We start from the raw sequence: 18,090 nt of genomic DNA on the forward strand, positions 1-18,090 counted from the left end.
TGTTGTGAATATCCAGAAATTAAATCGTACGGTGCTTTGCTGGTAAAGTATAGAAATAAAAACAACAAATTAGACAAATTTTGGTTACACTTCTCAATTAATATTTTAATCATTAACAGAGAGGCAATATGGCATTTCAAGGAGAGATAGCAGCCATTTGTGCGGCAATTGTCTGGGCACTAGCAACATGGATATACAGCCAATTTAGCCATCGGTTTACAGCTATGCAGCTCAACATACTCAAGGGGTGTATTGCTTCATTGATGATGTTAGTGGTTTTACCGTTTGGTGCAATGCCGGAATCCTCGATAGAAACAACGCATTTAGTGGTTCTAGCCATTTCTGGAGTGATTGGTATTGCGATTGGTGACAGCGCCTACTTCGCCTCACTCAAACGGATAGGGGCGAACAAAACCTTATTATTAGAATCATTGGCACCCCCTCTTTCTGGTGTGCTAGCTCTAGTTGCTTTGGGTTCGGTGTTATCAATGCAGGGCTGGTTAGGTGTTTTGATCACTACGTTAGCCGTGACATTCGTCATCTTTCAGCCAGATGCGGTGAATCCAAGTAAGGCGAATTGGGTGGGTATAGGCTACGGATTACTCGCCAGTGTTTGCCAAGCTTCGGGTGTGGTTATTTCTCACTATGCGCTGGTGGCGGGCGATCTACCGCCATTGCTTGGTGCTTTGATTCGCCTTTCTGTTGGTGTACTCGCTGTGGCTGTGGTTATTCAGTTTATTGAAAAACGCCCTTTTGCTGATATAAAACAGCATGTACGGGAACTCACTCGCCCCTCTTTCTTATGGCTACTCGCTGCGATTTTTGTTGGAACATTTTTGGCGTTGTGGTTGCAGCAAATCGCCCTTAAGCACGCAAATCCAGCAATCGCTCAAACACTTATCGCTACAAGTCCATTGTTCATGTTGTTAATTTATTTGTTTAAAGGTGAGAAGGTCACGGTAAAAAGTGCACTGGGCACATTGGCGGCAATTGGTGGGATATCTTTATTCTTTATTCAATGAATAAGAGCATCACTTATAAGTGATGCTCTTAAGTGGAAAGCCACATTTTACTCAGTACAAACTTGGTTTCGACCGTTGGCTTTGGCTCGATAGAGGGCTTTATCTGCACGATAGAAAGTACGTTGAGTATTTTCACCTTCACGGTGTAATGTAATCCCGACACTTACGGTTAAACCACGCTCACCGAGGATATCTCGCCAGCCGAAATTAAAGATTCGTTCGCGGTACGTTTCAGCATGCATTTCTGCTTGTTCTATGGTGGAACGTTCGAGAATGACCAAAAATTCTTCTCCACCAAAGCGGACGCAAGATGCCCCGCGAAATTTGAAGTAAGTTGAAAGCTCAGAAGAAACATTGACGATCGCCTTATCCCCCACTAAGTGACTTAACTCATCGTTAATGGACTTAAAGTGGTCGATGTCGATAACCATAAGCGCAAATGGCACATCATGCAGCAAGAGATCTTTTAGTTTGACGTCAAGCCAACGGCGGTTGTGCAGTTTTGTTAACGGGTCAGTAAAGACGTCTTGCTGTAACTGCGCCACAGTATGCTTTTGATTCTCTGTTGTTTCTTTCAACTCGCGATTTTCGATTTCTGATAGAATCAGTTTGAGTTGCAGTTCAAAGCGCGAAAGGCGACGTAGTTGGCTCGCTCCAAGTTCACCAATTGGCACGCGTTTCATTAGATCGCTTTCAATTCGAAAAGCCCGTTTTTGGTAATCAAGCGAGCGTGCATAGTCATCTTGTTGTTCGTATATCTCGGCCAGAGAATTACATAACTGCAAGTTTAAGATCGGCGAAGCGTATTTGTTGATTCTTCGATGAGCCGCTTCTAAAACCCAATTCGCCCAATGTGCCTTGTCACATTTAGTCAAGCAATGAGCAAGCTCTAGGCGAATCATATTCGATAGCCAAACAGAGTGAATGTTTCCTGACGAATACTGTACATTGCCAAGAGATTGCATCGCTAAATCCACACGCTTTTCGTGTCGGTATAGTTTTGCTTGATAGAGAAGGATTTGGCCCGCGAGTACTTTGTCACTGACCAAAATACTCAGCTCTTCGCACTCTTTAATCAAATCCTGCGCTGCGGTAAAACGGTTTAGCTCTATATAGCAAGAGAGCATGTAAAGCTTATAACGAAGGCGAAGTGAACGGCTACTGATTGCGTGATCAATACTGTCTATTTTTTGGTAGTAGCGTAGAGCGCGGTTATGATCGCCATAAGCATCACACAGATTACCCATACCTAAGACGGCCAAAACATACTCATCTATAAAACTATTGTCGACAGCGATTGTTGATGACGAGATATATTCGTTTAGCGCTCCGCTGTAGTCACCACTTTCAACCAAGCGATCAGCAAGGCTATTGCGTACTTCAAGAATGAGTTCTGCGTCTTCTGGTAGCGTAAGTAAGCCAAGCGCTTCCCTTAGCTCTTCAATGCTGGTCATTGGTTGCTTAAGTTCACTGCGAAACTCTGCACTAATGATTAAACATTGTGCCTTTTCTTGTGATGTCGAGGCTACATGTTGACGAACGTGGCTCCAAAAAATAAGCGCTTCTTCACCAGTGACTGAGGAAGCATCTAAGCCGGAGTCGGAAATCTTATTAAGTAGAACTTCCATTTTGCTCTTCCTGTCGCTGGTTTTCTTCGAGTTGTTCCAAAGTGAATGGGAACGAGAGAATGTCTTGATAAATCACTTTAGGTAATGATTGATTGAGCCCTTTGCGGTGCCATGGGTAAATTTCGATCATTTTCGCCAATACTTGGAAGACGTTGAGTGCTTCATCTCCTTTATCAGCGAGCAGCAGACCGAGCCGCTCACTGTTTAGACGGGAGAGTAAATCTTGTTTGTTACATAGTGAGTGAGCAATTTCTGCACAGACATCTAAATAGCCAGAATCCGCGTGTTGAATCATGATTATGGCGTGGTTAGATCGCTTCAGTTCCGTCTTGAATAGGACCAATTGTTCCCACCAATAGGTTTCAGACACCATTTGGCTAAGGTGTTTTTCCGGGTCGAACTCGTGCTGTCCACGAATGCGATTAATCAGTTTTCTTGCACGCTGTTCCAACTGGCGTTTAGATGCGCGCGCTTTGTCATTACTGACTCTTGCGGTTTGCTCACGCAACATTTCAGTGGAGTGCTTACGATATTTTTTAAATGCTTGTAGAGCGACTTTAAATTCACCGCACTCTTCTGCAACGCGAGATTGCTGGAAGCAGATTTGAGAAAGTAGTTCGCCATTATCAAACGTTGTTGCAGATTGCTCCGCATTTTTGAGAAGCTCAGAGGCTTTTTGCGGATTTTTTCTGAGTAGCTCCAACCTAGCTCGACTGATGTAAGAGTGGGCTTTCATCCACAGAAGGTCGTGCTTGACCGCCAGCGAGTGCGCCTTGTTAGTTGCCTCTTCCGCGTCTTCTAAGCGTTCTAATCCAAGTAGTGCTAAACCACGAAAGTCCCAGATCTCCGCCTGCCAAGTATTGTCATGATGATCTTTTAGTGCTTCAACAGCGCCATCAAGTACGGAAAGCATCTCGACGTAATTATTGAGAAGGTAGTGATCCCAAGCAAGGAGTATACGTGCTTTGCCTTCCAACCAGTTGACTCTAGTATTATTCGCGACCGTGACGGCCAACTCATGGGTACTTTTGGCAAGTTGATATTCGTGGGTGATACGCCAAACGTTACCAAGGCCAATGAGAGCCTCAAGCTGTATTTCTACCTCATCGACAAGCGCAGACTGTTCGAGAGCATTAATCCAGAATTGTTGGGCTGAATAATATTTCGCTTGTCCCCAATAATGGAGTGCGTGGATGTGCAATATCTCTGGAAGTAGATCGTCGGTGTCTAGCGCATTGAGTTTGCTATGAGCTTCTTTAATGAACCTCAGACCTTTGCGATAGTCCATGGTATTCCATGCACAACGAGACATGATGACCAAGCATTGGATTTCACCTTCTGGATAGAGGATCTGTGCAGAGCGGATAGCACATTGTTCAGCAATCGCACGAACCTTATCAGGCTCTTGTTCGATGCGAGACTTTAGTTGATCTATCTCTATTTCTAACAGTTTTTGGCTTTTATCCAATGAATCAATCCCTTACCGCAACACTATTTATAACCCTAATGGTATTATAAGAATAGCCGTTAATTTAACTCTACTAAAAGTATTAAAACTCAAGCGGTTTATGGGCACTCGTCACATTACTGACAATTATGAAAGCAGCTCTCTAAGTGTCATAGGAGACTGCGTAAGCTCAAGATTCTGTGCCGCTGTCTTACCGCTTTTATCTTGGTAGCATAAATTGTGCCACGCGCGGAAGATATCTAGCATCGGCATGAGCCCACCAGGGCGCAGTTTACGACGAGGTTCATTGATAAAGCTTTCAAATAGCGTTTGAAAGCGTTGTTGATAGAAGGCCGTTTTTTGAATAGATGCCTTACGAAGCCATTGTTTAGGTTGGTTATGTTCTCCGGCGAGGTAACAAATCCCTTTTGATGTATTACCTTGGGTACTAATAGCCCAGCGGTCTCGCCACCATCCCATATGTACGATATCGATTTTGTCGATCTCGTTGTCACTCTGCCAGTTTTTGTCTTCTTCTACGTACATTAAGTCGATATTTTGGCGCTTAATGCGTGGTAAGCAGACACTGAGCGCTGCAGAACGTAAAACCGGGTCTTGTGGCAGAAAGATAGAGACTTGGCTCTCTTCTTGACACATATCCAATACGTGTAAGAAGTGTGCGTAAGAGGTATACGGAGGACGAATGAGTGCGCCTTTTGATGGGTAGTTAAAGACGGACAAATTGCCCATTGGGTCTTCGACATTGCCGCGAGCTAAGATAGTTTGATACTGCTGATCGATTCTTTCTTTCAGGATCGAAGAGGGAGGCGGTACCGGCATGTTTGCTTCAGATGAATGTTCGCGTGATACAAAACGCGCTGGGAATTGGTATGGGTCGTGATCGACACTTCCCACTGGCTCTTCTTTAGCAGAATAGTTCACGTGCTGGCACAAAATATAGCCACTGTACGCTTCGCCCGTCGCAATCCAAAGCACGCCATTGTTACTTTGTGGTTGCAGTGGGATGTAATGCGACGCGAATTCGTAGCTTTGCGCATGGTTGACCCATCGAGCATCGAACATGGCCAATTTGCGACGACAACGGCTAGCGATATGATCTAGGTGGTCATAAAACGTCTTTGGATTGATCTCTAACTTGCGGCAGATTTCTCTTACGGAGTAACCCATAAAGAGCAAACCAAGTAGGTTTTCTTGGAATTGAAGTTTCTTGTTAGCCCCAGACCATTTGTCAACAAACGTCGATTGGCAGCATTTACAGCGATAGCGTTGACGATCGCCGCTGTAGCCAAAAGCATGGTAGAGGTGTTTGTGGGTATGAACAGATAAGCCAAAGTTTTCACACTCGTCATTGCGACAAGCAGGAAGGCCATCACTGTGTAGGTGTCTCAACCGATGAAGTTCGTTAAGAACCTCTTGGTTGTTAAGTAAGGGGGGGAAAGCGCCACATTCACGGCATACCATCGCAGGTCGCTTAGGGTTCGCGTGTTGCACGATGTAACGATGTGCATCACTCAATCCAAAGTTGTCACACGCCAATGTTTTACAAAAGTTGAGCTGTAAACCATCCGCTTCCTGAGGCAGTTTGCCAGTTGTCACTATTCTCCCCCTCGGGATTATTCAGGCTGCCAAGCAGAGGCTCGGCAGCGATATGGATAAAATTAGATGTTGATTGCTGTTTCTAGAGCAACTTTCATCATATCGTTGAATGATTTTTGACGCTCTTCAGAACTTAGCTTCTCACCACGGATGATGTGGTCAGATACGGTCAGGATAGTTAGCGCTTTAGCACCAAGGTCTGCTGCAACACCGTAGATACCAGCTGCTTCCATATCAACACCTAGGATGCCTAGTTTTTCCATCTTCTCGAAGATGTCAGCTTCAGGTGTGTAGAAAAGGTCTGCAGAGAATACGTTACCAACTTTTACTGGTACTTCTTGAGCTCGAGCTTGGTTTACAGCTTCTTCTAGTAGGCCGTAATCAGCAATTGCTGCGAAATCGTGGTTGTTGAAACGGATGCGGTTTACTTTAGAATCCGTTGATGCGCCCATACCGATAACAACGTCCATCAGTTTAACGTCATCACGTACAGCACCACAGCTACCAACACGAATTACGTTTTTAACGCCGTATTCTGCAATTAGCTCGTGAACGTAGATACAACATGATGGGATACCCATACCGTGGCCCATAACAGACACTTTCTTACCTTTGTAAGTACCTGTGTAGCCAAACATGTTACGAACGTCACAAACTTGTTTTACATCATCCAGGAAAGTTTCTGCGATGTATTTAGCACGAAGCGGGTCGCCTGGCATAAGTACAGTTTCTGCGAAATCACCTGGTTGAGCGTTAATATGTGGGGTTGCCATAGTTGTTACTCCAAGTTTATTGGTTAGTCAGAATGCTGATTACCAATTTTGTTGATTCTGTTTAATCTGTTGAGGCAATACTAGCTAGATAAGCCCATTGACCATGAGAAGTATGTCACAAAAGTAGCCTGATGCACGGCTTTAGTGACTATTGATAACGTTTTTTGTTGAAAGTGGTAATGCAATCGATTCGGAAAAACGATTGCTTACTCAAAGTGATCGAAATATTTATTATTGTCGTACTCAAAGGTGACGTGTACAAAAATATATTTTGTATAAGTAATGAAAAAGATGCTAATACTTATACAAATTAAAATCTTGTACAGCTACTTTAGAGGACTGAACAATGAACAATGAAATTAAGATTGGAGTGAGTGCTTGTGTGGTTGGTGAGCAAGTACGGTTCGACTCCGGACACAAGCAGAGTAAATTTGTCGTTAAAGAACTTTCTCCCTACTTTGAGTTTGTTTCAGTTTGTCCTGAAGTGGGTATGGGTATGCCTGTACCCCGACCAACGATTCGTTTGATGTCTAACGAAGAACGTATCGAACTTGTTGAAACAAAGCAGAACTCAATTCGTCATACTGATGCCATGCTCGAATATTCAAGAAGCAAGGTAGAACAGCTCAGTGACGAAGAGCTGTGTGGTTACATTGTGTGTGCCAAATCACCAACCTGTGGAATGGAGCGGGTGAAAGTCTACACGGAGAAAGGGGCTGAAAATATCGGTATTGGTCTTTATACCGCTGAGTTAATGAAGCAAATGCCTTGGCTTCCTATTGAAGAAGATGGGCGATTGAATGATCCGGTGCTCAAAGAGAATTTCATTACTCGTATCTACACTTTGCACGACTTCTATCAATCGGTGGGTAAAAATATCACTCGAGGCGCGATTGTTGAATTTCACTCTCGCTATAAGTTAACCCTAATGGCGCACCACCCTGTATCGTACAAAGAACTTGGGCGTTTGGTTGCCAATATTAAAGAGTACGATTTGCAAGAGTTTTTCCAGCTGTATCGCTTAGGGTTAATGAAGGCAATGGCCCACAGAGCGAGTCGAAAGAACAACACCAATGTACTAATGCACCTACAAGGTTACTTTAAGCGTGATTTAAATCGAGAAAGCAAAGCAGAGCTCCGCCAAGTGATTGATGATTACCGCGTGGGGTTATTGCCTTTGCTAGCGCCGCTAACCTTGATACGACACTATTTATCTAGTCATCCAGACAGTTATTTACAACAACAAAAATTTTTCCAACCTTATCCTCAGGAGCTGCGGTTACGTTATGGATTGTGAGAAGAAGTATTATGCGATCAGAGAAGTGTCAGAAGCCACTGGGGTAAAGCCTGTAACGCTGAGAGCTTGGCAAAGGCGTTATAATTTAATCCAGCCGCAGAGAACAGAGAAAGGCCACCGTCTATATAGTGATGAAGATATAGAGACCATACGCCTTGTACAAACGTGGCTAAATAAAGGCGTCTCGATTGGTAAGGTGAAGGGGCTATTGCGGGCTGAAAATGATGAGCTCACATCACAAGATATAGTGAATTCTCAACTTGAAGAGGTAGAGCCACTGTTAACTGCTTTATCTCGTCTGCACAAACCGCAGGCAGAGTCTGTGATTCATGCTGTAGTCAAAGAGTACCCGTTAGAGGTGGTGATCAAACAGTTCGTTCGGCCTGCAATGTCGTCATTAAGGTTGGTTAAACGAAGCCAACAGTCTCTGCAAATGTCTCTGTTTATCGGATTACTTGTCAGCAAGTTGGAATCTATTATTGACGCTGAAAACAAGGCGGCACACCTTGGGCAATGTATGTTACTGAATATGGACAACGATAGAGATATCGACGGCCGTCTTTGGGCAGCGACGCTATCAGAAGATGGCTGGAGCGTGGCCATATTAGACAACATTGATGACCTTGCTGGTCTGGTAAAGTTTGAGCTAACAGGACTTTATTCGTCGATTGCTATTTATAGTTCTCGTCCTATTGGCGAACAGCAATACCTTGAAATTGAGCAGTTAAAGCAGCAATTTGATGGTGAAGTTTTGTTGTGTGACTTGTTGAACTCAGGAACCTGACCGTTATGAGGCTTATTTGGTTTCGACGAGATCTGCGAGTCGACGACAACACCGCGTTGATTTCAGCCATTGAATCTGGTGAGCGTGTTGTGGCTGCTTTTATTGCTACGCCTGAAACTTGGCGCGAGCATCATCTTGCACCGATACAAGCCGATCTCATCTATCGTCGATTATTTTGTTTAAAAGCAGAGCTAGAGCAACTTAACATTCCGCTATTGTATGCAGAAGTCGATGATTACGCTTCGAGCGCGATTCAGATTTCTGATTGGGTTGATTGCTTGCAAATCACAGCTGTTCATCTTAACAAAGAGTATGAATGGGATGAGATCCAGCGAGACAATCATCTTGAATTACTGCTTTCTAATAGCAACATCGCTTTGCATCGCCATGATGATAAATGCCACTTGGCTCCGGGCGATGTGGTTAACCAGAAAGGCGATTACTTTAAAGTCTTTACGCCATTTAAAAAGGCGTACCTGAAAGCTATGCAGACAACGCCTTTACACGTACGTAAAGCCAAGGCGGTGACTGTTCCTATGGTTGATTTACCCAGCAAAGATACTTTTGGGGAGCACTCTGCATTTTCATATCCGCGTATTTCAAGTGAGGAGTTCGCGGTAGATAGCACATCCATCATCAGGCGCTTACGTTCGTTTGTACAAGATGGTGTCGACGACTATAAGCAGCAAAGAGATTTCCCAGCGGTATCGGGAACAAGTGGCTTATCTCCCTATTTGGCGATTGGCGCATTATCGGCTAGGCAGTGTTTGGCTCGTGTGGAGTATCAACAAATACAACCGTTAAGTGCAGGGAGGGAGACTTGGCAAAGTGAATTGATTTGGCGTGAGTTTTATCAACACCTGCTTCATTTTGAACCCAAGCTAAGCAAAGGTCGCTGTTTTCTCTCTTGGGGAGAGAGGCTAATGTGGCCAAATCGCGATGAGTACATTACAGCTTGGAAGGAAGGCAAGACAGGTTACCCAATTGTTGATGCAGCAATGCGCCAGTTGAACCAAACAGGCTGGATGCATAACCGTCTTAGAATGATTGTTGCGAGTTTCTTGATTAAAGATCTTCATGTTGATTGGCGTATTGGTGAAGCTTACTTCATGAGTAAACTGATTGATGGTGAATATGCTGCAAACAATGGAGGTTGGCAATGGTGTGCATCAACGGGGTGCGACGGCCAGCCTTATTTTCGCATCTTTAATCCTACGACACAGGGAGAGCGATTTGATCCTAGTGGTGACTTTGTTCGCCGCTGGATACCGGAACTGGCCGATGTACCTGCGAAGTATATTCATCAACCAATGAAGTGGAATCGTGTAAAAGAGGCGTCATATCCGTCGCCAATAGTTGATCACAAGGTTCAAAGAGAGATAACCTTAGCCAATTACAAAGATGCTAAGGATATTATGAATGCTACGTAAACTCATTGCGCTGAGCTGCTGTTTTACTTTTCAAGCTTTTGCAGCTAGCTATGAGCTCCCGCCCGAGGGCAGCAATATTGTAGGACGTACGCAGTATCACCAAGTGGATGAAGGAGAGACGCTTGCGGAGATTGCTAAGCAATATGATGTAGGTTTTCTTTCTTTGATGGCTGCGAATAAAGGGGTTGATCCTTTTCTGCCGCAAGCGGGCTATGTACTAACGATACCCACTCAGATCATTCTTCCTCATGTTGAGCGTGAAGGTGTCGTAATTAATTTGGCTGAATTGCGTTTATATTACTTTCAGCCAGATTCGAACTTAGTGCATATTTTCCCTGTCGGAATTGGTCGTGTAGGGCGCGATACGCCAGAAATGACCACGACCATTAGCCAGAAACGTCCGAATCCGACTTGGACTCCGCCAGCATCGATTCGTAAAGAGTATTTGGCAAAAGGTATTGAGCTACCCGCGGTTGTACCTGCCGGACCAGAAAATCCACTTGGTGAATATGCACTGCGCCTAGCCTATGGTGCGGGTGATTATCTGATTCATGGTACGAACAAAGATTTCGGTATCGGTCTTCGGGTGAGTTCTGGTTGTATTCGAATGGATCCGAAAGACATTGATTGGCTATTTCCGAAGGTGACACTCGGTGAAAAAGTAAGAGTGATCAATGAACCAATTAAAGTGTCGTTAGAACCGGATCGTAGTGTCTTTGTTGAAGCTCATGAACCTTTGACACGCAGTGACGGCTCGAAGAAAAGCTTAGCGCTTCCACAAGAACTGAGTTGGTGGTTGGAAGAGTTTGATCATTCGGATGTTAAAGCAAAAGCGGTGATTCTGGCTCAAAACGGAGTGCCTGTAGAGATTGTGGCCCCGACATTTATAGACGAAATTTAACGTTTAGATTATTAAAAAAGAAAGGGTCTGCATTTGCAGACCCTTTCTTATAGAAGGCGGACGTAATTACTTAGTGTAAGACTGAGCAATGTTGTCGATGCGCTCGTTTGCACGTGCTGCTTCTTCTTGAGCTGACATAGCTGCATCACCAGACTTACGAACTTCAGATTGAAGAGCTTGAACGTCTTGGCTTAGTTGGCTAACCTGGTTGCTTAGCTCATCCATTTTAGCTGTAGTTGCTTCATCTGGACCTGAAGCACAACCAGCTAGTAATAGTACAGAAGACGCTGCAGCTGCGATCAACATTTTGTTCATAATTGAACTCCTTGCATAATAAGTATCAATAAATTGTCCTATACCTTCTATTGCGTATAGTGACGAGGATAGTGTAGTGCTTATTCTATTCTTCCAAAAGCAGTATAAAGTCAAAAAAATCCAAAAAATTAAGTAATTATCGAATAAGTAGACCTATGTCTCATCAGTGAGAGAAATGGTTGCACAATAAACCGTCATTAAATCAAGCGCAAATAGGCCATGATTCTTATATTTTCTGTGATCACTATCTACTTTGGACAAATGTAGGTATCATAGCCTGTTTTTAATTTTTTATGTTCCAGCTGGTTAAAACATAGCCAATGGAAATACTTGTCGCTCAGATGGAGAATACTTTGCATTTTAAAGATTTAGGCTTAGACAACCGCTTACTTAAAACCTTGAAACACTTTGATTTTAAGAAAGCTACAGAGATCCAACAAAAAGCGATCCCAGTAGCTATTGCTGGTAAAGACCTGTTGGCCTCGTCAAAGACTGGTTCTGGCAAAACGCTTGCGTTTGTTCTTCCTATGCTGCACAAGTCACTTAAGAGCAAGGCATTTTCTGCAAAAGATCCTCGTGCTGTGATTCTTGCTCCAACTCGCGAACTTGCAAAGCAAGTATATGGTGAGCTGCGTACTATGCTGGCTGGCCTGTCTTATGACGCGACTTTGATTGTTGGTGGTGAAAACTTTAATGATCAAGTGAAAGCACTGCGTAAGTACCCTAAGTTTATCGTCGCGACTCCTGGTCGTTTAGCGGATCACTTAGAACATCGCTCTTTGTTTCTAGAAGGTTTAGAAACCTTGGTTCTAGATGAAGCGGATCGCATGTTGGATTTGGGTTTTGCTCCTGAACTTCGTCGTATTCACAATGCAGCTAAGCACCGTCGTCGCCAAACATTAATGTTCTCAGCGACATTGGATCATGCTGAAGTGAACGATATTGCATTTGAAATGCTGAATGCACCAAAACGTATTGCCGTAGGTGTTTCGAATGAAGAGCACAAAGATATTACGCAAAAATTCTACTTGTGTGATCACTTAGATCACAAAGAGGCGATTCTTGAGCGCGTAATTCAAGAGGCCGAATACAAGCAGGTGATTATCTTTACTGCGACTCGTGCTGATACCGATCGTTTGACTGATATGCTTAACGAGAAAAAGCTTAAAGCGATCGCGCTAAGTGGTAACTTGAATCAGACTCAGCGCAATACCATTATGAGTCAATTTGAGCGTGCGGTATTTAAGATTCTTGTGACGACAGATGTAGCGTCTCGTGGCCTTGATATCGCAAACGTAACGCACGTGATTAACTTTGATATGCCTAAACACACAGAAGAGTATGTACACCGAGTGGGTCGTACTGGTCGTGCAGGTAACAAAGGTGATGCGGTTTCGTTAGTTGGCCCTAAAGACTGGGATAGCTTTAAACGCGTTGAAACGTATCTTCAGCAAGATCTGAGTTTCTCTGAGCTAGACGGTCTAAAAGGTAAGTTTAAAGGCCTGCGTCCGCGTAAACCTGACTTCCGCGGCAAAGCGAAAACAGCAAAAGCGGCTAAGCCTCAAGCGAAGAAGACACCGAAAAAACCGGTTAAGCGTGATAAGAGTTTCCACCAAAATGTGGCTGTGGGTGACAGCGTGTTTATCCCGAAAAAGAAAGTCGCACCGAAAGTGGATGACGAGTAAATTTAAGCGTTAAAGGGGCATCATTGCCCTTTTAGATAAATCTAATAAAAAAGGCGATACCTAGGTATTGCCTTTTTTGTTGGAATCTATTGCTGAAGATTAGATATCACGATTTTCCGCAAACTTCTCCAAACCTAGTACTAGAGCGATTGCACATAGCATCATCACAACGGCAATCCCAAGTTGAGCTGGCTGTGATGTGATGGACTCAAAATTAAACGGTGACAAGTTCTGTTCGATTAGAGGAACCTGCTCACCTTTAGAGTTTGTACGCCATGTAAGTGTTTCCTTCCAAGGCCAGATCTTTGGCAGTGTGCCAATCATCAGACCGGTTAAGAAAATCAAAGTAAAATCTCTAAAGCGCTTGAGTAGCCAAGAGAGTACATGTGAAAAGCTCAGTAGACCGATAACACAGCCAGACATAAACAAAATGATGACAGGGATGTCGAGTGACTTCACTGCGCCTAATACGGGTGTGTACATGCCAATCAATAGCAAAATGAAGCTACCAGAGATACCTGGGAGAATCATCGCACAAATTGCGATAGCACCAGCCAAGATAATATTGATGCTAGTTGGGTCCATCTGCAGTGGTTGAAGAACCGTAATACTATAAGCGAATGCGACACCAAGTAATAAGAACACCAAACGGCTCATGGAGCGTTGTTCAATTTGTTTCAGCATATGGAACACTGAAACTAGAATTAAACCAAAAAAGAATGACCAGATTGGAATCGGGTGAGTAACCAACAGCCAAGAAATTAACTTAGCTAATGTTGCAATACTGGTTAATACGCCACCAAACAGCGCAATCAAGAAAAACCCGTTTATGTGGTTGAATGCGGCTTTGAATCCTTCACGTTTCCAGATGCCTAGCACGCTAGGGTTAATACGGCGAATACTCTCTAATAATGTGTCGTAAATGCCTGTGATAAACGCGATAGTACCGCCAGAGACTCCAGGGACGACATCAGCGGCGCCCATCGCCATTCCTTTCAGAAAAGTCGAAAAATAGTTCATGCTACTTAGTTGGTAAATTTAGGTGGGGAGAGTATATCTACTCTGGCTATAAAAAAGTACGAAAAAATAAACTGATAGAAGTGTTTATAAGAATGCAGTTTTATATATATTTGCAATTAATTGCAAATTGCGATTTTCATTTTGCATTGTGGTAATAAAAACCACTTATAAAATGCGACTAAATCATCAGAATAGGCCCTTTATAAGTTGGCACGCTTCCTGCTTAATATAAATCGACCCTTCTTAAGCCGAGGGTCACCTAGCCAACTGACGTTGTTAGTGAATGTAATTTGTTCACACAATATATAAGCCAATCGCCTACTTTGCGATTGGCTATTTTTTTGCCTTGAGTTTAGGTCAACAAACGCAGCCAATTGTCTCCTTTGTCATAGTGTTGCGACTCTTCGATACATTTATCTTTACACTGTGCTGAAACAAGTTTTTTCAGCCTATACTCGACAAATCGCCCCATTTTTATTAATAATGGCCGCTTTCTTTTCGGAACCCTATCGAAATTTATAGGGATTTGCTGTGACATGGAGTGGGGTAGCCCACTGTATTGAGGAAATTTTTCAATAGAGAAATGTGACTAATTGCGCTGGAGACTGCCGCCGAGAGGCGACTATTCTCGACTAAAGCGCGAGCCTAAACTAAGGCTCTAACTCGTTAGGGAAGATGAGTGACAAACAATTAAGAGGTTATATGAATCAGATAATTTCAATTGGACCACTAGAATCTTTCTTAATCGCTATCAGCGTTCTATTCTTGGGTCACTTTGTAAATTCTAAACTACCCGTCCTGAAGAAGTTCAACATACCTGAACCCATTGTCGGTGGATTGATTGTGGCTGTTGTCATTACAGCTATGCATTTTAAGGGGATCGATCTTCAGTTTTCTCTGCCACTGCAGAAGACATTTATGCTGATGTTTTTTAGCACTGTTGGCTTGGCTGCCAATTATACTCAGCTAATGAAAGGTGGGGCTAAGGTCTTTATCTTCTTAGCGGTAGCGTCATTCTACATTGTCATTCAAAATGGCGTGGGCGTTTCCCTAGCAACGGCGTTGGGGCTTGACCCTCTTATGGGGTTAATCGCAGGTTCAATCACTCTGTCTGGTGGACACGGTACGGGTGCGGCTTGGTCTCAGACATTTTCAGAAACTTACGGTATTAGCAATACATTAGAAATTGCGATGGCTTCTGCGACGTTTGGTCTGATTATTGGCGGTATTATTGGTAGTCCTGTTGCACAGAAGCTGATCGATAAAAATGGCTTTGAGTCGGAATATGGTCGCGGTACACAGACACACGAAAAGTTCCCTGAACTGGTGACATACAACGAATATGAAGAAGACAAAGTAACCGCTAAAAAGGTTATCGAAGTCCTTTTCATTTTGCTTATCTGTGTCACGGGTGCAAAGTATCTTGAACAATGGGTATCGAGCTATGAAATCGACTGGTTAATGATCCCTGATTTTGTTTATGCTCTGTTTATTGGGGTATTTATCACTAACCTGCTTGAGGTAACGAAAGCTCATAAAGTGGATGCTGAAACGGTCGATATTCTTGGTACAGTTTCTCTTTCGCTTTTCCTTGCGATGGCGCTAATGAGCTTAAAGTTGTGGAATATCTTTGACTTGGCGATTCCATTCCTTGTGATCTTAGTCGTGCAGTCAATTGTGTTGGGTATCTTCTCATACTTTGTTACTTTCAAGGTTATGGGGTCAAACTATGATGCAGCCGTTATTTCAGGTGGCCATTGTGGTTTTGGCTTAGGTGCAACGCCGACGGCTGTGATGAACATGGGTTCTTTGGTCAATAAGTTCGGTCCTTCACCACAAGCTTTCATGGTGGTGCCAATTGTTGGCGCGTTCTTCATTGATATTGTAAACCTGATTATTCTACAAGGTTACATCTCCTTTATCGGATAACGTAGAGTTGAAAAGAAAAACGCCCTGCTAAGATTAGCAGGGCGTTTTTGTTTATTTGAACAACTAATTCGAATCAACGAAGGGTGAGCTTAGTGCCGTCGAATTTGAGATGTGCAAGAAGCTGCTTTGCATTGCCTTTACCCGGTTCATTAAATTGAACACCATATTTAGCGTAATGCATTGAACGTTGTAAGTTGCAAATGGTGCCAAACAGAGGCTCAAACTGTATTTGTTTAGCTGTTTTTAGCTGAACGACAAGCGCAATCTCATCGCCAACTTGAAATGAGCGGCTAAGTGGTGGAGTAATAAATCGACAACCACTTTTGGATAGGTCTCGAATTTCACAATCTAGCTTTCTATTGTCAGCGCAAGCTTTAGCATCAAGGTTGACATCAAAGCGCGGCTCTTTACGCAATTGAGACACTTGCATCGTTTGCGGCACAGAGAGCATGACGATAGGTACTGGTTCTTTCAGTATGTGTTGTATTTGACTGCGAAAATGGATGATTGCCCCTTCACCTCGTGGCGAAATAGCCCGTACGGTTATCCAGAACCCTTCTTGGAAGTAAAAGTTGAGGTCGTCGTCAGAGACTTTAGGCAATTCAGCTAAAATGATGCTGTCAGAGTGTGTTCCAATAAATGCAGTTTTACATCGAAAAGTTTGACCGACAGGGGTGGCGACACTCATGGTGAATTCACCGCCGTGCTCGATCATAGCAAGAGCGTCAACACTGTTAATTGAGAGGACATTTCTTTGTTTATTATAAGGACTTAAAGTCTGATCCTTCATCGCTACTGCCTGGGTTCCCATCTAGCCTCCGTTATTCCTGCATGTTATGTTTTATTTGCAGGGATCGATAATCTTAAAGTCTAAATGCTCAGACTGTTATAAATTCTATTTATGCATGACTATTTGTTCAAATCCCAATGGAATAATTTATTTGAACTACTTATCAATTCTAGGAGTTATTATGTCACATTCGCTTCTTTTTGAACCAAATGAGAACCAGTTTCGCGTACACCTCGAGTCTGACCAATACGCTGTGATCAAATTTTCGATAGAACAGGATGTCTATGTTATTACCTCAACTCGTGTTCCTGATGAACTGCAAGGCAAGGGTTATGGCAAAGTCATGATGGAAGCGCTATTACCTGAATTAGAGAAAATGGCTGTAAAAGTGAAGCCCGTCTGCAGTTACGTGGTGCACTATTTTAATCGTAATCCTCAATGGGCCCATCTACTTGCATAATATGAATCATCTAGACTATCTTCCGATCATTAAAGAACTAGGTTTTGAATCGATTCACCAAGTCGACGTATTACAAATTCTATGGGGTGGGTATGGCGAGTTAGTTCGCTTGTCTGTCGATGATAGCTCGATTGTGATTAAGCATATTCGTTTGCCAAAACCAGAACATCACCCCAAAGGATGGAATACCAACCGTTCTCATCAGCGTAAGCTCCACTCCTATCATGTGGAATTGAACTTCTATCAAGCTTACGCCAACCTTTGTAGCTCAAATAGTCCTGCTCCTAAGGCTTTGCTAGTAAAACAGCATGGTTCGGAATGGCTTTTGGTGATGGAAGATCTTCACCAGTTAGGCTACGTCGATGTGGTGGACAAGGCACAATCTACCCATATAAGCGCTTCACTTCGTTGGTTGGCCTATTTTCATGCGCAACATATTGAAAGCCCACATAAGGGGCTATGGGATAAAGGTACTTATTGGCACTTGGACACGAGGCCAGATGAACTTGAGGCACTGGCAGATGAGGACCTAAGGTGCGCAGCTCAAAAGATCGATAAGATCTTAACCCAAGCTCCTTACCAAACCTTGGTTCATGGCGATGCTAAGTTGGCTAACTTCTGTTTTACTTCTGATGGCAAGTTTGCAGCGGCAGTAGACTTTCAATATGTTGGTCAGGGCTGCGCGATGAAAGATGTCGCACTATTTATGAGCAGTGCTGTATCGCCAGAGCAATGTACAAAAGAAGAGAATTGGATATTGGATGAATATTTTGAACACCTTAAGCAGGCGTTGAGATTATTTCGTCCGGATTTAGATGCCAAACATATTGAGCAAAGTTGGCGACCGTTGTTTGCTGTTGCCTGGGCTGACTTTCACCGTTTTGTAAAAGGCTGGAGTCCAGAACATTGGAAAATAAATCCTTATACTGAAGGACTAGCGATCAAAGCTCTAGAACAAATTAAGGCTTACCCAGATAGGTAAGCCTATTCGT

General features: G+C 43.4%; 16 protein-coding genes. 9 read left to right on the forward strand and 7 right to left on the reverse strand.

Annotated features, from left to right (window positions below; all coding sequences use genetic code 11):
• Window positions 1-128 precede the first annotated feature (128 nt).
• Window positions 129-1,022, forward strand: coding sequence for a DMT family transporter (locus tag GVO60_RS03880; RefSeq protein WP_159651276.1), 894 nt, complete (start codon window positions 129-131; stop codon window positions 1,020-1,022).
• A gap of 47 nt (window positions 1,023-1,069) precedes the next feature.
• On the opposite strand, the gene GVO60_RS03885 is transcribed toward GVO60_RS03880, so the two are convergent.
• From GVO60_RS03885 to deoD, 4 genes are all read right to left on the reverse strand, one after another.
• Entirely contained in the window at window positions 1,070-2,650 is a 1,581-nt protein-coding gene (locus GVO60_RS03885) for a GGDEF domain-containing protein (RefSeq protein WP_159651277.1), read from the reverse strand.
• Complete coding sequence (locus GVO60_RS03890) at window positions 2,634-4,118, reverse strand: tetratricopeptide repeat protein (RefSeq protein WP_159651278.1); 1,485 nt, start codon at window positions 4,116-4,118, stop codon at window positions 2,634-2,636. Before GVO60_RS03890 ends, GVO60_RS03885 begins: the two co-directional genes overlap by 17 nt.
• A 126-nt stretch (window positions 4,119-4,244) precedes the next feature.
• The gene (locus GVO60_RS03895) at window positions 4,245-5,714 is read right to left on the reverse strand and encodes a lactate dehydrogenase (RefSeq protein ID WP_159651279.1); all 1,470 of its coding nucleotides are present in this window, start codon (window positions 5,712-5,714) and stop codon (window positions 4,245-4,247) included.
• A 62-nt stretch (window positions 5,715-5,776) separates the two neighbouring features.
• On the reverse strand, window positions 5,777-6,487 hold the full coding sequence (deoD, locus tag GVO60_RS03900) for a purine-nucleoside phosphorylase (RefSeq protein ID WP_053439710.1): 711 nt from the start codon (window positions 6,485-6,487) through the stop codon (window positions 5,777-5,779).
• Between the two features lie 346 nt (window positions 6,488-6,833).
• Between deoD and GVO60_RS03905 the strand changes: the two genes are divergently transcribed.
• From GVO60_RS03905 to GVO60_RS03920, 4 genes are read left to right on the forward strand one after another with little or no spacing between them, the layout of a single operon-like run.
• Window positions 6,834-7,784 (forward strand): YbgA family protein, encoded by a 951-nt coding sequence (locus tag GVO60_RS03905; RefSeq protein ID WP_159651280.1) that lies wholly within the window; start codon window positions 6,834-6,836, stop codon window positions 7,782-7,784.
• Window positions 7,774-8,568 (forward strand): MerR family transcriptional regulator, encoded by a 795-nt coding sequence (locus GVO60_RS03910; RefSeq protein ID WP_159651281.1) that lies wholly within the window; start codon window positions 7,774-7,776, stop codon window positions 8,566-8,568. The genes GVO60_RS03905 and GVO60_RS03910 overlap by 11 nt, the downstream gene beginning before the upstream one ends.
• A 5-nt stretch (window positions 8,569-8,573) precedes the next feature.
• Window positions 8,574-9,998, forward strand: a complete 1,425-nt coding sequence (gene phrB / locus GVO60_RS03915) for a deoxyribodipyrimidine photo-lyase (RefSeq protein WP_159651282.1) — start codon at window positions 8,574-8,576, stop codon at window positions 9,996-9,998.
• Entirely contained in the window at window positions 9,988-10,899 is a 912-nt protein-coding gene (locus GVO60_RS03920; RefSeq protein ID WP_159651283.1) for a L,D-transpeptidase family protein, read from the forward strand. The genes phrB and GVO60_RS03920 overlap by 11 nt, the downstream gene beginning before the upstream one ends.
• A 66-nt stretch (window positions 10,900-10,965) precedes the next feature.
• On the opposite strand, the gene GVO60_RS03925 is transcribed toward GVO60_RS03920, so the two are convergent.
• Window positions 10,966-11,214: an Lpp/OprI family alanine-zipper lipoprotein gene (locus GVO60_RS03925; protein WP_126572928.1), complete on the reverse strand. Its 249-nt coding sequence runs from the start codon at window positions 11,212-11,214 to the stop codon at window positions 10,966-10,968.
• A 341-nt stretch (window positions 11,215-11,555) separates the two neighbouring features.
• On the opposite strand from GVO60_RS03925, the gene GVO60_RS03930 reads away from it, so the two are divergent.
• The gene (locus GVO60_RS03930) at window positions 11,556-12,899 is read left to right on the forward strand and encodes a DEAD/DEAH box helicase (RefSeq protein WP_159651435.1); all 1,344 of its coding nucleotides are present in this window, start codon (window positions 11,556-11,558) and stop codon (window positions 12,897-12,899) included.
• 99 nt (window positions 12,900-12,998) lie between these two features.
• On the opposite strand, the gene GVO60_RS03935 is transcribed toward GVO60_RS03930, so the two are convergent.
• Window positions 12,999-13,919 carry a polyprenyl-phosphate transporter gene (locus GVO60_RS03935; protein ID WP_159651284.1) on the reverse strand — a complete coding sequence of 307 codons (921 nt, stop codon included), beginning with the start codon at window positions 13,917-13,919 and terminating at the stop codon, window positions 12,999-13,001.
• Between the two features lie 702 nt (window positions 13,920-14,621).
• Between GVO60_RS03935 and gltS the strand changes: the two genes are divergently transcribed.
• Complete coding sequence (gene gltS, locus GVO60_RS03940; RefSeq protein ID WP_159651285.1) at window positions 14,622-15,848, forward strand: sodium/glutamate symporter; 1,227 nt, start codon at window positions 14,622-14,624, stop codon at window positions 15,846-15,848.
• Between the two features lie 73 nt (window positions 15,849-15,921).
• Here the strand turns inward: gltS and GVO60_RS03945 are convergent, their stop codons facing one another.
• Window positions 15,922-16,659: a flagellar brake protein gene (locus GVO60_RS03945; protein ID WP_159651286.1), complete on the reverse strand. Its 738-nt coding sequence runs from the start codon at window positions 16,657-16,659 to the stop codon at window positions 15,922-15,924.
• A gap of 160 nt (window positions 16,660-16,819) precedes the next feature.
• On the opposite strand from GVO60_RS03945, the gene GVO60_RS03950 reads away from it, so the two are divergent.
• Both GVO60_RS03950 and GVO60_RS03955 read left to right on the forward strand, forming a co-directional pair.
• Window positions 16,820-17,098 (forward strand): GNAT family N-acetyltransferase, encoded by a 279-nt coding sequence (locus GVO60_RS03950; RefSeq protein WP_159651287.1) that lies wholly within the window; start codon window positions 16,820-16,822, stop codon window positions 17,096-17,098.
• 1 nt (window position 17,099) lies between these two features.
• On the forward strand, window positions 17,100-18,080 hold the full coding sequence (locus GVO60_RS03955; RefSeq protein ID WP_159651288.1) for a phosphotransferase: 981 nt from the start codon (window positions 17,100-17,102) through the stop codon (window positions 18,078-18,080).
• The last annotated feature ends 10 nt before the right edge of the window (window positions 18,081-18,090 follow it).

The sequence above is a fragment of the Vibrio atypicus genome, assembly GCF_009811315.1.
Classification (GTDB): Bacteria; Pseudomonadota; Gammaproteobacteria; order Enterobacterales; family Vibrionaceae; genus Vibrio; species Vibrio atypicus.